This is a genomic window from Nocardioides islandensis (genome assembly GCF_015352455.1).
In the GTDB taxonomy this organism is placed as follows: domain Bacteria; phylum Actinomycetota; class Actinomycetes; order Propionibacteriales; family Nocardioidaceae; genus Nocardioides; species Nocardioides islandensis.
Genome location: NZ_JADKPN010000007.1, coordinates 15,378 through 30,291 on the forward strand (window position 1 = coordinate 15,378; position 14,914 = coordinate 30,291).

Annotated in this window: 11 protein-coding genes; 7 read left to right on the plus strand and 4 right to left on the minus strand. The window is 73.2% G+C overall.

The window, feature by feature from the left end; all coding sequences use genetic code 11:
- Positions 1–34: 34 nt before the first annotated feature.
- Together ISU07_RS24805 and ISU07_RS12540 are read left to right on the plus strand one after the other, a co-directional pair.
- The gene (locus ISU07_RS24805; protein WP_194707151.1) at positions 35–901 is read left to right on the plus strand and encodes a glycoside hydrolase family 16 protein; all 867 of its coding nucleotides are present in this window, start codon (positions 35–37) and stop codon (positions 899–901) included.
- Between the two features lie 149 nt (positions 902–1,050).
- Positions 1,051–2,922, plus strand: a complete 1,872-nt coding sequence (locus tag ISU07_RS12540) for a thrombospondin type 3 repeat-containing protein (RefSeq protein WP_194707152.1) — start codon at positions 1,051–1,053, stop codon at positions 2,920–2,922.
- Positions 2,923–2,968: 46 nt separating this feature from the next.
- On the opposite strand, the gene ISU07_RS12545 is transcribed toward ISU07_RS12540, so the two are convergent.
- Together ISU07_RS12545 and ISU07_RS12550 are read right to left on the minus strand one after the other, a co-directional pair.
- Positions 2,969–3,562 carry a mycothiol transferase gene (locus tag ISU07_RS12545; protein WP_194707153.1) on the minus strand — a complete coding sequence of 198 codons (594 nt, stop codon included), beginning with the start codon at positions 3,560–3,562 and terminating at the stop codon, positions 2,969–2,971.
- A 29-nt stretch (positions 3,563–3,591) separates the two neighbouring features.
- Positions 3,592–4,545 carry a cation diffusion facilitator family transporter gene (locus ISU07_RS12550; RefSeq protein ID WP_323742574.1) on the minus strand — a complete coding sequence of 318 codons (954 nt, stop codon included), beginning with the start codon at positions 4,543–4,545 and terminating at the stop codon, positions 3,592–3,594.
- Between the two features lie 103 nt (positions 4,546–4,648).
- Here ISU07_RS12550 and ISU07_RS12555 point away from each other — a divergent pair, with 103 nt between their 5' ends.
- The gene (locus tag ISU07_RS12555) at positions 4,649–7,258 is read left to right on the plus strand and encodes a S8 family serine peptidase (protein WP_194707155.1); all 2,610 of its coding nucleotides are present in this window, start codon (positions 4,649–4,651) and stop codon (positions 7,256–7,258) included.
- 4 nt (positions 7,259–7,262) lie between these two features.
- Here the strand turns inward: ISU07_RS12555 and ISU07_RS12560 are convergent, their stop codons facing one another.
- Entirely contained in the window at positions 7,263–8,093 is an 831-nt protein-coding gene (locus ISU07_RS12560) for a class I SAM-dependent methyltransferase (RefSeq protein ID WP_194707156.1), read from the minus strand.
- Positions 8,094–8,172: 79 nt separating this feature from the next.
- Positions 8,173–9,261: an alpha/beta fold hydrolase gene (locus ISU07_RS12565; RefSeq protein WP_194707157.1), complete on the minus strand. Its 1,089-nt coding sequence runs from the start codon at positions 9,259–9,261 to the stop codon at positions 8,173–8,175.
- Between the two features lie 76 nt (positions 9,262–9,337).
- Between ISU07_RS12565 and ISU07_RS12570 the strand changes: the two genes are divergently transcribed.
- From ISU07_RS12570 to ISU07_RS24815, 4 genes are all read left to right on the plus strand, one after another.
- Positions 9,338–9,949 (plus strand): RNA polymerase sigma factor, encoded by a 612-nt coding sequence (locus ISU07_RS12570; protein ID WP_228521822.1) that lies wholly within the window; start codon positions 9,338–9,340, stop codon positions 9,947–9,949.
- Positions 9,946–10,494, plus strand: a complete 549-nt coding sequence (locus ISU07_RS12575; protein ID WP_194707158.1) for a hypothetical protein — start codon at positions 9,946–9,948, stop codon at positions 10,492–10,494. Before ISU07_RS12570 ends, ISU07_RS12575 begins: the two co-directional genes overlap by 4 nt.
- 177 nt (positions 10,495–10,671) lie before the next feature.
- Positions 10,672–12,318, plus strand: a complete 1,647-nt coding sequence (locus ISU07_RS24810) for a S8 family peptidase (protein WP_194707159.1) — start codon at positions 10,672–10,674, stop codon at positions 12,316–12,318.
- Positions 12,319–12,325: 7 nt separating this feature from the next.
- Positions 12,326–14,794, plus strand: coding sequence for a CHAT domain-containing protein (locus ISU07_RS24815; RefSeq protein WP_194707160.1), 2,469 nt, complete (start codon positions 12,326–12,328; stop codon positions 14,792–14,794).
- The last annotated feature ends 120 nt before the right edge of the window (positions 14,795–14,914 follow it).

The following is a 14,914-nucleotide window of genomic DNA, read 5'->3' on the forward strand; positions in this document are numbered from 1 at the left end:
GCCCATGGTCGCCTGCAGCCCCTACGCTGCACCGGTGGCGGTGCTCGTGCAGCTCGTGGTGAGCGCGCTGATCGCCGCGTTCGGCCTCGTCGCACCCGCCTCCGGGCCGGCCGGCCCGCCGAACCCGGACTACTGCGGCCTGCACTACGGGCAGGCGCTGGGCGAGGTCTTCACGTGGCAGGGCTTCACGTTCCAGAAGTACGTCGGAGACGCGGCCTGCGAGACCCACCGGCAGGGCACGTACTCCGCCGACGACGTCCGCGTCGACGACTCGGGCAACCTGGTGATCTCCGCCAGCCGCGACTGCGGCTGGCCGTCGCCGTGCGGCGCCCCGACGTACTCCATCGGGCGGGTCAAGCTCGTCGAGCCGCAGATGGGTGGCATCGACTTCGAGTGGGGCTTCGAGGCCAAGCTGCCCGAGGCCTCCGTCCCCGGCGCCCGGAGCGCGCTGTGGCTGGTGAACCTCGACCAGATCCACTGCGACCCGCTGTGGGGTGAGCTCGACGTCCTGGAGTGGTACTCCTTCCAGCCCGACAAGGTCCACTCCGCCACCCACGTCACCTGCACCGACGCGACGTACTCCAGCTGGCACCACAAGCCGGACACCGCGGCGTGGTCCGTCGGCGGCCCGACCGGCTTCCACCGGTACGTCGTGCGCAAGCAGGGTCTGACCGTCAGCTACCTCTTCGACGGCGAGGTCTACGCGACCGACACGTGCTCGGACGTGATCGCGGCCTCGACCTGCGCCGCCGTCCTCGACAAGCCGTGGACCGCCATCCTGCAGACCGCCGTCTTCGCCGACGACTCCGGACCCTTCACCCGCCCCGACCCCGACGCGGCGTTCCCCACCCAATCCCTCGTGGTCAGGGACATGTGGGTCAGGCCAGCACCGCGTGTCTAGATCGAGGGGTGTGGACCGTAACCCCCGAGGTGGTCCGCCGTTCACCTAGTAACAGCAGGACCGCGCGCGAGGACAATCCTGATGTCTGCCCCGTGTCCGGCCCCCCACGGAGATCCACACCAGGGCAGACGAATACGGGGAGATTGTCCATGCCTGCACGTCTTCTTCCGGCGGCTGTGCTGCGCCTCGCGACGGCGGTCGTCGTCGCGGTAGCACTCAGCGTCGGATTCGCGACCGCGGCCTTCGCGGTCACCAACGACTACCACCCGACCCAGGTGTCGAGGGACTTCTCGACGTCCGTCGGCGGGTGGACCGGGAGCAGCGAGACCGTCGGTCTCCTCTGCCTGCCGCCACTCACCTGTCCGACCGCCACCACCGCGTACGTCGCCAACGGCGGCACCGGCGGAGCCGGCGACGGCTTCCTCCGGTCCACCTTCTCCGGCGTGGCCGGCGTGGTCGGCACCAGCCGGACCGAGTGGACCAGCCCGACGTTCACCTACAACGGCGCCGGTGGCAGCACGCCGGACTCGGTGTTCTTCACCATGGACCGTCGCGTGGACGCGGCCGCGCTGCTGGCGCTGGTCAGCGGCGCCCGCTACCGCGTGTTCCTCGACGACCAGACGAGCCACACCACCCTGAAGGTGCTCGACCGGGCCGCGACCCAGCAGCCCACCTGGGCCTCGGTGACCGCCGCCACGGTCGTCCCGGGCGACCTGACCGTGGGGCACGACTACAAGCTCCGCATCCAGACCGACATCGACGCCCTCGTGGGCGTGCTGCCGGCCGGCACGTTCGACTACGACAACGTGCTGCTGCGGGCGAGCAAGGCCGACCCGTCACCGACCGACACCGACGGCGACGGCGTCCCCGACTCGAGCGACAACTGCCCGAGCGTCGCGAACCCCGGCCAGGCCGACACGGACGGCGACGGCATCGGTGACGCCTGCGACGCGGTGCCCGCCACCGACACCGACGGCGACGGCATCCCCGACTCGAGCGACAACTGCCCGACCGTCTCGAACCCCGGCCAGGCCGACACCGACGGCGACGGCATCGGCGACGCGTGCGAGAACCCGCCGACGGGGCCGGACACCGATGGTGACGGCGTGCTGGACTCCACGGACAACTGCGTGAACGTCCCGAACCCGAGCCAGACCGACACGGACGGCGACGGCATCGGCGACGCGTGCGACAGCACGCCGGGCGGTCCGGACACTGACGGCGACGGCGTGCCGAACGTGCCCGACAACTGCGACACCAACCCCAACCCGGGTCAGGCCGACAGTGACGGTGACGGCATCGGCGACGCGTGCGACAGCACGCCGTACGGTCCCGACACCGACGGCGACGGCACCCCGGACGGCAAGGACAACTGCAAGACGGCCGCCAACCCCGGCCAGGCCGACACCGACCACGACGGCATCGGTGACGCCTGCGACACCACGCCGTACGGCCCGGCCTCGTCGACCTGCCAGGGTGTCCCCGCGTTCGTCCAGGACGGCAGCGTCAAGGGCGACCGGCTGCGCGGCTCCGCCGCCGGCGACCGCATCCGCGGCGCCGAGGGCGACGACCGGGTCCTCGGTCGGGCCGGCAACGACTGCCTCAAGGGCGGTGCCGGCAAGGACACCATGCGCGGCCAGGCCGGCCGGGACGTCATCTCCGGCAACGCCGGCCGCGACATCCTCACCGGTGAGACCGAGGGCGACGTGATGCGCGGCCAGCGCGGCGACGACCTGCTGAAGGGTGGCCGCGGCAAGGACCGCCTGCTCGGCGGCGCCGGCAAGGACCGTCTGCTCGGCGGCTCCGAGGGCGACCTGCTGCTCGGTGCGTCCGACAACGACCGCATCGTCGGCGGTGGCGGCAAGGACGTCCTGAGCGGCGGCAAGGGGAACGACATGATCCTCGCCGCCGACGGCCACCGCGACATCGTCCGCTGTGGCGGCGGTCGCGACCGCGTGGTGGTCGACGCCAAGGACCAGGTGTCGGTGAGTTGCGAGGTCGTCGTCGTCCGGCGGCGCTGACGCAGGAGGCTGACCAAGGTTCGCCCCCGAGGGGGAGGACCCGTCGTCAGGCTCGCGCCCCCACGGGGCGCCAGCCGGGCGGCGGGTCCTCCCCCACTCGTCCGTCCACGGCCTCGCGCACCAGGTCCGCCTGCCCGGTGTGGCGGCCGTACTCCTCGACCATGTCGAACAGCACCCGGCGCAGGCTGACCGGCCGGCCCACCATCGCTGCCTGGGCGACCTGCTGGTCGAGCCCGGCGTGCTGGATCGCGTCGGCGAACCCCGCGCGGGCGCGCGCGACCGCGCCGTCGTACAACGCGTAGAGGTACGCCGGGTCGTCCTCGGCCGCGGAGGAGAACTCCCAGTCGTCGTCGCCGTCCCAGCCGTTGGCGGCCCACTCCCCCGGCATGGCCTCACCGGCGGTCTTCACGGAGTACGCGTAGTCCTCCTGCGCGGCCAGGTGCTTGAGCAGCCCGCCGAGCGTCAGCGTCGACGGCCCGAACCTGGCGGCCAGCCCGGCCGCGTCCAGGTCGTCCGCCTTGTACCGGAACGTCCAGCGCAGCCGGTCCAGGGCACCGAGCAGGTGCTCGGCCTCGGTGCCGTCGAAGGTGGGCTCCCACGGCCGGTCGTCGGACGTGCTCGTCGCGGGGATGTCGCTCATGGACCCGACGCTAGGCCCAGTTCCGGACGTCACGCGTCCGGAAGCGTGCCCACCGGCTCGTCCTCCTGACCCGGCGTCGGGTCGAGGAACACGTGCCGCACCTCGGGATAGGTCTCCCGGATCCGGTGCTCCACGTGGTCGGCGGCCTCCTCGAGCTCCTCGGGGCTGAAGTCGCTGGCCAGGTCGACCCGGGCCGCCACCAGGACCTGGTCCGGCGCCAGGCGCATCGTCAGCAGCTCGAGCACGCCGTCGACACCGTCGGTCCCGCGGATCAGCCGCACGATGCCCTCCTGCATCTCCTCCGACACGGCCTTGCCGATGAGGTGCTCGGCGTTCTGACGGCCCAGCCCGTAGGCGACCAGCACGAGCAGCACCGCGATCGCCAGGGAGGCGAGCGCGTCGAAGACGTGACTGCCGATGGCCTCGTCCAGCAGCAGCCCGGCCGCCGCCAGCAGCAGTCCGGCGAGGGCGACCCCGTCCTCCCAGACGACCGCGCGCAGCGCCGGCTCGGCCTCGGTCCGCAGGTGCGAGGCCGTCGAGCGGCCGGCCGCCGCAGCCTCGCCCCGCAGCTGCCACACCGCCCGCACGAACGACGCTCCCTCGAAGACGAACGCGACCGCGAGCACGACCAGCGACCAGAACGGCGAGCCGGTGTCGCTCGGGTGCAGCAGCGCCGCGACACCCTGGTACGCCGCGAAGCCGGCGCCCAGCACGAAGATCCCGACCGCGGCCAGCAGCGACCAGAAGTACCGCGCCATCCCGTGCCCGAACGGGTGCCGGGGGTCCGGTGGCCGCTGGCTGCGCCGCAGCGCGGTCAGCAGGAAGGCCTGGTTCATGGTGTCGCCCACCGAGTGCGCCGCCTCGGCGAGCATCGCCGAGGACCCCGACGCCAGACCGGCCACCAGCTTGGCCACCGCGATGAGCAGGTTCGCGGCGCCGGCCACGAGCACGGTCCGCGCGGACTCCTCCTCGGCCTCGCTCACCCGGACCATCTTGTCCCACTGGTCTAGTTCCCGTTCCCGCGGTGCCCGCTGCTGCCTACATTGAGGAGGCATCGGCGTCTCGGGCCTTTTGAAGGAGCACGTGATGGTGCCTCGCGCCCGCGCATCCCTGGTCCTGACCGCCGTCGCGTCCGTGGTGGTCGCCGGCACGCTCGCGGCTGCCCCGGCGCCCGCCGCACGTGCAGGCGCCCGCGGCGATGCCGCCGCGAAGGCCCGGCCCGCGGTCCCCGGGAAGGGTGACCGGGACCGCGACAAGATCGCCGACGACCTGGAGGCCGCACTGGCCGCGGCCCGTCCGGGCGAGCGGGTGCGGGTGATCGTCCAGGGCACGTCCCGCGCGACAGCGCGAGCAGCGGCACCGAGCTTGAAGGTGGGACGTACCTTCCGCACCATCCGCGGCTTCGTCGGCTCGGTGAGGCGCGGCCAGGTGACCGCCCTCGCCCACGCCCCCGGCGTCACCCGCGTCGAGCTCGACGGCCAGGCTCGCGCGCTCGACGAGTCCGGGAACTCCGACTACGGCGTCGACGCCGCCCGCGCCACGGGCGCCGCCACCGACGGCACCCTCGACGGCAGCGGGGTCGGCATCTGCATCATCGACACCGGCATCGACCCGAACCACGAGCAGCTCGCCGGCCGGGTCGTCGGCTGGAAGGACTTCGTCAACGACCGCGCCACGCCGTACGACGACCACGGCCACGGCACGCACGTCGCGGGCATCGCAGCCGGCCGTCCGACCGGCCCGGCGAACGCGGCGTACGGCGGTGTGGCGACCGGCGCCTCGCTCATCGCGGTGAAGGTGCTCGACAGCACCGGGGTCGGCGACGACGCCGACGTGGTCGCCGGCATCGAGTGGTGCGCGGCCCGTTCGGACGTCGACGTGATCTCCATGTCGCTGGGCAGTCCTCCCTCCGACGGCTCGGACGCCGGGAGCCAGGCGGCCAACGCCGCGGTGGCGGCCGGCAAGGTCGTGGTCGTCGCGGCCGGCAACAGCGGCGACGCCCCCGGCACCGTCAACTCGCCCGGCGTGGCCACCGACGTGGTCACCGTCGGCGCGGCCTCCGACCCGTCCGCCCTGGCCGGGTCGACGGACACCGACAACGGCCTGTACCTCGCGGGCTTCTCCAGCCGCGGCCCGACCACCAACCCGGCCGCGCCGACCAAGCCCGACGTGGTCGCGCCCGGCCTCAGCGTGGTGGCGGCGAAGGCCGGGACGACCTCGTCGTACTGGTCGCTCTCCGGCACCTCGATGGCGACGCCGTTCGTCGCGGGCGTGGTGGCGCTCGGCCTCGAGGCCGACCCGGCCGCCACCCCGGCCGAGGTCAAGCAGGCCCTCCACACCTCGGCCCAGGACGCCGGCAGCCCCGGCGCCGACAACGAGTGGGGCTGGGGCCTGGTCGACGCGCGGTCGTTCGTCGCCGCGCTGGGCGCGACGAGCGCCGGGACCGCCGCGTGGCCGGGGCACACCGTGCTCACCGGGTCGGTGGGTTCGGGCGCGTCGGTCGACTTCCCGTTCGACGTGAGCACCGCCGGCCAGCCGCTCGGCGTCACGCTGCGCACCACGAACGGCGCGGCGACCTGCGCGCTGCCGCTGGGAGGTACGTGCTGGTACGGCTACGAGTGGTCGCCCGACATCGACGCCTACCTCGTGAACCCCTCGGGCACCGTCGTGGCGATGAGCCGCTGCATGCTCGAGGCCAGCAACAACAACTGCGGTGCCCCCGGGCGCTTCGAGACGCTGGGGATCGCCAGCGCCGTCGCCGGCACGTGGAAGCTGCGCGTGGAGTCCTTCTCCGGTGCCGGGTCCTTCGCCGCCGACGTGTTCGGCGCGCTCGGCGCCCCGCCACCCCCGCCGACGCCACCCGCCGCGCCGACCCTGAGCGCCCAGGCGGTGTCCACGTCGCAGGTGGACCTGAGCTGGGCCGCCGTGCCCGGCGCCGACGGCTACACGCTCGACCGCTGCACGGGCACCGGCTGCACGACGTTCGCGACGATCGCGCCGTCGCTCACCCAGACCTCGTTCAGCAACACCGGGCTGGCCGCCTCCACGTCGTACTCCTACCGGCTGCGCGCCTACAACGCGGGCGGCCCGTCGGACTGGAGCACCGTGGCCACCGCCGTCACGCAGACGCCCGTCGTGCCGCCGCCGGCGACGCCGACGCTGAGCGCCCAGGCGGTGTCCTCGTCGCAGGTCGACCTGAGCTGGGCCGCCGTGCCCGGCGCCGACGGCTACACGCTCGACCGCTGTACGGGCACCGGCTGCACGACGTTCGCGACGATCGCGCCGTCGCTCACCCAGACCTCGTTCAGCAACACCGGGCTGGCCGCCTCCACGTCGTACTCCTACCGGCTGCGCGCCTACAACGCCGGCGGCCCGTCCGGCTGGAGCAACGTCGCCACTGCCGTCACCCAGGCCCCGCTCAAGATCCCGTCGACCCCAGTCGGGCTGACGGGCACCGCGACGCCCGGCGTGATCACCCTGACCTGGCAGGACTCGGACACCGAGACGGGCTACCGGGTGCTCCGGTGCGGCACGCCCTCGTGCACGCCGACGACCGTCATCGCGACGCTTCCAGCCGACACCATCTCCTGGCCGGACACGACCGTGGTGAAAGGCGTGGCGTACCGCTACATCGTCCAGGCCTACAACGCCGCGGGCAGCCGTCCGTCGCGGATGATCAGCGTCAAGGCGCGCTGACCGGTCAGGCGCGACGAGCCGTCAGCAGGAGGTACTCCCACTCGAGCACGAGGTACCCGCTCTCGCCGACGTCGAAGCGCTCGGCCAGGCCGTCCAGGGCCGCGTCGAGCTCGGCGGCCTTCTCGGCGTCGGGCTGCTGCTTGTACGCCGCGATCGTCGGGCCGTAGTTGGTCTTGAAGAACTCACGGAAGTCGGCCGGCTCGGCGAACAGCGTGACCTTGACCGTGCGCGTCTCGGTGCGCACGTCGGTGACCCGGTCGCCCAGCAACCCGCGGACGTGGTCCTCGTCGCCCCACAGCGGGGGCGGCTGCACGCCGGCCGGCGGCGGCGCCACGAACGGCTTCATGGTGGCGAACATCTGGCCGATGAAGCCGGCGGGCGTCCAGCTGACCAGGCCGATGCGGCCGCCCGGCGTCACCACGCGCAGCAGCTCGTCGGCGGCTGCCTGGTGGTGCGGGGCGAACATGATGCCGACAGCGGAGACGGCGACGTCGAACTGGCCGTCGTCGTACGGCAGCCGCTCGGCGTCCGCGACCTGCCATTCGAGGACCGCGCCGCGCTCCCGCGCGTGCGCCTCGCCCTGCTCGAGCAGCTCGGGCGTCAGGTCGCTGGCGATCACCCGGGCGCCGGCGAGCGCCGCGGGGATCGCGACGTTGCCGCTGCCCGCGCCGACGTCGAGCACCAGGTCACCCGTGCGGATGCCGATGGCCTCGACGAGCACGGGGCCGAGCTCCGCGATCAGCTGGGTGGCCACGGCGTCGTAGTGGCCGGAGGCCCACATCGCCGCGTGCTTGGCCTTCAGCTGGATGTCTTCGTCCTGATCGATGATGGTCATGGAGCAACGCTAGGAAGGGCGAGGGGCCGCGCGGATCCGCGCCGACGCGCAACATCGGCAGCAGTACGACGGGTGGCGACTACGCGTGCGTACGCACCGGCGCGCCGGCGTGCAGCCGCGCGACGGCGGCGGTCCGGGCGTTGCGGCCGGTCAGGTCGAGCTTGCCGTAGAGGTTCTGGAAGTGCCGCTCGACGGTGCGCACGCTGAGGGTCAGCGCCCCGGCGATCGCGTCGTTGTCCAGGCCGTCGGCCGCGAGCCGGAGCACCTCGAGCTCGCGCGGGGACAGCACCCGGTCGAGCGCCGCGGAGGCCGTGGGCGCCCCGTCGGCCGCCATGAACCCCTCGATCTCCTCCACGAACACCGGCCACGCCGGCTCGTCCTCGAGGACGATGTGGTTGCGGCTCTCGAGCGGCACCAGGCGCACGTCGGGCAACAGCGTCGCGAGCGTCCGAGCGTGCTCGAAGTCGTTCATCCGGTCCTCGACGGAGTGCACCACGAGGGCGGGCATCCTCAGCCGGCCCAGGTCGTCGGTGGCGTCGGCGAGCAGCCGCTGGGTGCGCGCGACGTACGCCGTCTCGCCGGTCACCGCCACCCGCTGCAGCTCGTCCAGCCAGGACATCTGCTCCTCGGTCGCCCCGGGGATCATCAACGTGGTGAACACCCGCCGGAACTCCGGCGTCGGCCGCTCCCAGCCGACCTTGATGATCTGGTTGATGGCGTCGCTCATCGCCAGGTCCTCGGGCGTGGGGTCGCGCATCGCGCACGCGTAGGAGCCGTAGAAGATCATCCGCGTCACCCGGTCCAGGTGCTCCGCGGCGTACCTGATCGCCACGGGTCCGCCCTGCGACATCGCCATCACCGCGAACCGGTCGAAGCCGGCGTGGTCGGCGACGGCCGCCATGTCCCCGATGCGGGCCTCGAGCGAGTGGTCGTCGACGTCGCGGTCGGAGAGACCGTGCCCGCGCTCGTCGTAGCGGACCACCGTCGCGAAGCGTCCGAGGTCGCGCAGGAAGTGCTGCCACACCGGGCTCTGCCAGTCGTGCTGGAGGTGGCTCAGCCAGCAGGTGGTGACCAGCAGGGGTGGCCCGTCGCCGTGCACGGCGTAGGCGATGCGGACGCCGTCGGGGGCGCGGCAGAACCGCACGTCCTGGTGTCCGATGCCGCGCACCCGATCAGGATAGGCCGGGCGTGATACGTGGTCTTCGACACACAATTGCGCTGGCCCGTATCACTACCGGTGTTGCATGCTCCTGGGGGGAGTGATGACGATGCGGGACACGGTCGACGGGGACCCGGCCTCGGTCTGGGACACCGCTGGTGCGTCCTTCGCACGCTGGCGTTCCGGCGACCCGTCGGCGCTCGACGAGCTGGTGCGGGTGATGAGCCCGATCCTCTGGCACGTCGTCCGGGCCACCGGCCTGGACAAGGAGCAGTCCGAGGACGTCGTGCAGACGGCCTGGCTCGCCCTGGTCCGCAGCGCCGAGACCGTGGGCGACCCGCAGGCGGTGGCGCGCTGGCTGTGCACCACGGCCCGGCGCGAGGCCTGGCGGGTCGGCAAGACCGCCGGCCGCTCGACCGCGGTCGAGGACGACGCCCTCGAGTGGCACCTGCCGTCGCAGCCCTCCCCCGAGTCCGACGTCGTGCTCAAGGACGAGCAGTCGCGGCTGTGGGAGTCGATGAAGGTGCTGCCCGAGCGGTGCCAGAAGCTGTTGCGCATCGTCGCGATGGAGCCGAGGCCCGACTACGCGAGGATCGCGGGCGAGCTCAAGATGCCCATCGGCAGCATCGGCCCGACCCGTGGCCGGTGTCTCGACAAGCTCCGCAACGAGCTCCAACGAACAGGTGCGGACCGATGACGACTCCCGACCTTCCCATCGACGGGCCCATCGACGGGCCCTTGGACGGGTCCAGCGACGACGCGCTGATGCTCGAGATCCGTCGCCTCTGGGAGACCCTCGACCCGCCGCCCGGCGACCTGGCCGACGGGGTGCTGGCCACCCTGGCCGCGATCGACCTGGAGTTCGAGTTCGAGCTGATGACGCTCGTCGACTCGCACGACGCCCTGGCCGGCGCCCGCTCGTCGGCGGCCCAGCTGGCCGAGGTCGGACAGTGGTCGCTGGAGTTCGCGGCACCCGACTTCCGGGTCCTGCTGCGGATCAGCACGTCCGGCAACCGTCGTCGCATCGACGGCTGGGTGCTGCCCCGCACGGGCATGCGCATCCAGGTCTCCGGCGCCTCGGCCGGGCACCCGGCCTACGACGGTGCCGAGGTGGACCAGCACGGCCGCTTCGAGATCACCAACGTCTCCCCCGGCCTGTCCCGGCTCTGGTTCCTGCCCGAGCCCGGCGACACCGACAGCTCCTCGCGTCTGCCGGTTGCCACCCCACCGTTCTGGATCTGAGGCATCCTTCTCGGGACCGTACCGATCGCGAGCAGACGAGGATCCCATGGCAGAGCCGAAGACGCCCAAGCCGCCCAAGCCGTCCAAGCCCCCGAAGCCGCTCGGTCCTCCGAGCCCGCGGCCGTACGAAGAGCCGCACTGACGCATCGACCCGCACCAGCCGTCCGGGAGGGACACGTGGAGCAGGAGAAGTCGAGGCCCGCGCGAGGACCGCGCCCGTCGTCACGGCGTGAGCCGCGGGTCCCGCCGCCGGGCTTCCTCGAGCGGGTGAACGGCCGGGTCCTCGACCCGAGCACCGCGCTGGCGGTCAAGGGTGTCGACCCACGCTCGACGGTGTACGTCGGCCCGCGCCTGCTGGTCTCCCGCGGACCGCGCGACGAGGCCACGATCCGCGCCCTCGAGCAGGTCGCCGAGCGCCTGGGCTGGTCGGTGACGGTCAGCCGGGCGACCGCCTCGGTGACCCGCGACGAGAAGGGGCGCGTGATGTTCGCGACCACCGTCTGGGAGCCGGTGGAGCGCCGCGACGACGGCAGGTACTTCGACGACGACGCCGAGACCGCCGCCGGCGAGGTCGTCCGGTTGGACCTCCAGGTCGCCGACAACCGCGCCACCCAGGCCCCCGACGGCTGGGTCCTGCTGCAGAACGCCCGGGCCGAGGCCAAGGAGCTCGCCGAGCTCCAGCAGGTCGGGCTCGACCACGTCGTGCTGATCCGCGGCATCGGTGCGAACCCGTACGAGGAGACCCACCCCTACGAGGAGACCCACCCGTACGAAGAGACTCATTCCACGCCGGTCGCCACGTACGGGACGCCCGGGAGCGGCGGACGCCAGCCGGTGATGTACGTGGGACCACCGCCCGTGCGCCACGCGACCGTGAAGGGCCGGCGTCCCGTGGTGGCGACGCTCGACACCGGTTGCGGCGTGCACCCCTGGCTGACCGGCGTGGTGCGCACCGACGTCACGCTGGGCACCGACCCGGTCGGGTACGTCGACCCGGCCACCGACCCGGAGCGCTGGCCCGACCAGGTCGGCGCACTCGACGGCGGCATCGACGCCCTCGCCGGGCACGGCACGTTCATCGCCGGGCTCGTCCACCAGGCGTGCCCGGACGCGGACATCGTCGCCTTCCGGATCGTCGGTTCCGAGGGTCCGATCGTGGAGAGCGACCTGGTGGAGGCACTCAAGGACGTCAAGGAGGTGGCGCGTCGCCACCGCGACGGTGAGAGCGGCGGTCACCCGATCGACGTGCTCAGCCTGTCACTCGGCTACTACCACGAGACACCGGAGGACGAGCAGTTCGACCCGACGATGGCCGGGATCCTCGCCGAGCTCGGCGCGTGCGGCGTGACGGTCGTCTGCTCGGCCGGCAACGACGCCACCGACCGCCCGTGCTTCCCGGCCGCCTGGTGCCCGTGGCCCGACCCGGCCCAGTCGATCGTGGCTCCCGACCCCGCGGTCGTTCCCGTCGTCGCCGTCGGGGCGCTCAACCCCAACGGCACCGATGCCCTGTTCAGCAACGTCGGGCCCTGGGTCCGCGCCTGGGCCTTCGGCGCCTCGGTGATGAGCACGCTGCCGCCGTTCCAGGGCGGGCTGCAACCCGTCGCGCGGACCGAGCTGGACGAGCGCGTCCGCGAGTCGATCGACCCCGACGACTACACGGGCCGGTTCGCCCTCTGGAGCGGGACCTCGTTCGCGGCACCACTGTTCGCCGGGCGTGTCGCGGCCCAGATGCTCGGGTCGATCGACCCCGCGCACGACACCCGGGCCGACGCCGTGGCCCGCGGATGGGATGCGGTGGCTGCCCTGACGGACCTCGCGCCATGATGGAGCGGTGCCCGACGCCCCCCAGCTGCACCAGCGCGCCGTCACGCTGATCAACGACGGGGACTTCGAGGGCTCGGCCGCACTCCTGGCCGAGGCGCGAGGGCTCACCGAGGACCCCGACCTGCTGGCCCGGATCGACCTGACTGCGGCGTACATCGCGTCCCAGCAGGGGGCGATGCGCGCCGGCATCGAGCGCTGCCATGCGCTGCTCGACCGACGTGGCCTGAGCGCGGAGACGCGCGGCCTGATCTGGTCGCAGCTCGGCCTGATGCACAAGCACGTCGGCGACACCGGCACCGCGCTCGCGGACTACACCACCGCCATCGGACTGCTCCAGGACAGTCCCGAGCTGAGCCGGAGCCTGCTCAACCGCGCCAGCCTGCACCTCCAGCGCGCGGACGCCGCCTCGGCCGTGTCCGACCTGACGCTGGCAGTCGACCTGCTGAGCGATGAGGACGCCCCCGAGCGCCGGGCCCGCGCCGAGCACAACCTCGGGTACGCGCGGCTGCTCACCGGCGACCTGGTCGGCGCACTCCAGGCGATGGACACCGCGCGCTCCGTGCTGGCACCGCTGTCCGCGGTCAGTCGCGCCGTCGGTGAGCAGGACCGGGCCGAGGTGCTCACCGCCGCCGGCCGGGCCAGCGAGGCGGTGATCGCGCTCGAGCGTGCCGCTGCGGCGTACGGCGACCACGGCCTGCGCGTCTACCAGGCCGAGTGCGAGCTGACCCTGTCGCGAACACTCCTGCGGGACGACACCGCCGAGGCGCGCAAGGTGGCCCAGCGGGCGGCCCGGCGTTTTCGTGCCGCCGGAAGCGAGGGACAGGCGCTGCGGTCGGACGCCGTGGTCACGCTCGCCGAGATCGCCGAAGGTCGCTCCTCGATCGCGGTCCTCCGGCGCGCCGACGAGCTCGCGGTGCTCCTCAAGCACCACGGCCACCGGCGGGACGCGGCCATCCTCCAGCTCCAGGCTGCCCGGGTGGCCATCCGTCGCGGCGAGCTCGCCGGAGCCAGGGAGCGGATCAACCGGGTGCACGTGACCGAGGACTCGCCGGTGGCCACCCGGCTGCTGTGGCGCGAGGTGCGCTCCGACCTGGCCCGTGCCCGCGGCGACCGGCGGCACGCGCGCGACCACGTCCGCGCGGGGCTGGCCGACCTGCACGCCTGGCAGTCGTCGTTCGGCAGCCTCGACCTCCAGAGCACACTCGTCGGCCACGGGAGGGCGCTGGCTCTGCAGGGCCTGCGGCTGGCTCTCGAGGAGGGTTCGCCCGAGCTGGCCTACGAGTGGAGCGAGCGGGCCCGCGCCCTGGTCAGCCGGGTGACGCCCGTCAGACCGCCCGCCGACGAGCGGCTGGCCGCGGAGCTGACCGAGCTGCGCGTGCTCCACGCCGCCGACCCCTCCCCGCACTCCCTCGACGGCCGCCGGCTCGACGACCTCCGCGACCGGATCCGCGAGAAGAGCTGGTACGGCGACGGCAGCGGCGAGGTGGGCGAGCCGGCCGCGATCGCGGAGGTCCAGGCGGAGCTGACCGCCACCGACGCGTGCCTGCTCGCCCACATCGTGGTCGACGACTGGGTGACCGCCGTCGTGGTGACCGGTCGCGGAGCCCACACGGTGCGGCTGTGCGAGGTCGGCCCGGTGAGCGGGGACCTGGACCGGATCTCGGCGGACCTCGACATGGCGGCCTCGCAGCTGGCGGGGCCGTTCGCGGCTGCCATCCGGGCCTCGCTGGACGAGCGGTTGATGGTGGTCTCCGAGCTGCTGGTCACCCCGCTGCTGTCGCTGGTCGGCGACCGGCGCGTCGTGCTGACCCCGTCGGCGCAGCTCGCGGGCACGCCGTGGACCCTCCTGCCCGGGCTGGCCGGCCGTCCCGTGACCGTCCCGCCGTCGGCCACCCGCTGGCTGGAGCTGCGACGTACCTCCCGGGCCGAGCGCCCCCGCGTCGGCCTGGTCGCCGGCCCCAACGTCGCCCGCGCCGAGGAGGAGGTCTCCCGCGCGGCGGCCGCCTGGCGGGGAGCCACAGTGCTGACCGGCGCGGGTGCCGCGGCCGACCGGGTGACGTCCCTGGCCACTCGCGTCGACGTGCTGCACCTGGCCGGGCACGGCCGGCATCCGGGCGACAACCCGCTCTTCTCCGCCATCGACCTGGCCGACGGCCCGTGGTTCGGCTACGACATCGACCAGCTGCCGCACACGCCTCACACGGTGGTGCTGTCGTCGTGCGAGCTCGGGCGAGCCTCGGTGCGCTCGGGCGACGAGGTCGTCGGGATGACCGCGGCCTGGCTGCACGCCGGCGCCGCGTGCGTCACGTCGTCACCGACCCTGGTGGCCGACGACGTGGCCTGCGAGGTGCTGGCGGGCTGGCACCGCCGGGTGGCCGGGGGCGCCGAGCCCGCCGACGCGCTGGCCGACGCGGCCGCGGCCCTGCCCGCGGACGCCGCGCCCTCGCCGTTCCTCAGCTTCGGCGCCGGTTGGTGACCCGCCGAAAAGTCCTCTGATCCCACGTATCAAGCCGGGAGGTACGCACTCCTGGGAGTGCAGGGGGGATCCGGTCTGGTGAGTCGGAATCGGGGGATTCGAACCACCTACCGTGACCGG

Bases quoted from the DNA above. Each gene is read 5' to 3' on its own strand.
- ISU07_RS12540 (WP_194707152.1), top strand. From the start codon at position 1,051: ATGCCTGCACGTCTTCTTCCGGCGGCTGTGCTGCGCCTCGCGACGGCG.
- ISU07_RS12545 (WP_194707153.1), bottom strand. From the start codon at position 3,562: ATGAGCGACATCCCCGCGACGAGCACGTCCGACGACCGGCCGTGGGAG.
- ISU07_RS12555 (WP_194707155.1), top strand. From the start codon at position 4,649: ATGGTGCCTCGCGCCCGCGCATCCCTGGTCCTGACCGCCGTCGCGTCC.
- ISU07_RS12560 (WP_194707156.1), bottom strand. From the start codon at position 8,093: ATGACCATCATCGATCAGGACGAAGACATCCAGCTGAAGGCCAAGCAC.
- ISU07_RS12570 (WP_228521822.1), top strand. From the start codon at position 9,338: ATGCTCCTGGGGGGAGTGATGACGATGCGGGACACGGTCGACGGGGAC.
- ISU07_RS12575 (WP_194707158.1), top strand. From the start codon at position 9,946: ATGACGACTCCCGACCTTCCCATCGACGGGCCCATCGACGGGCCCTTG.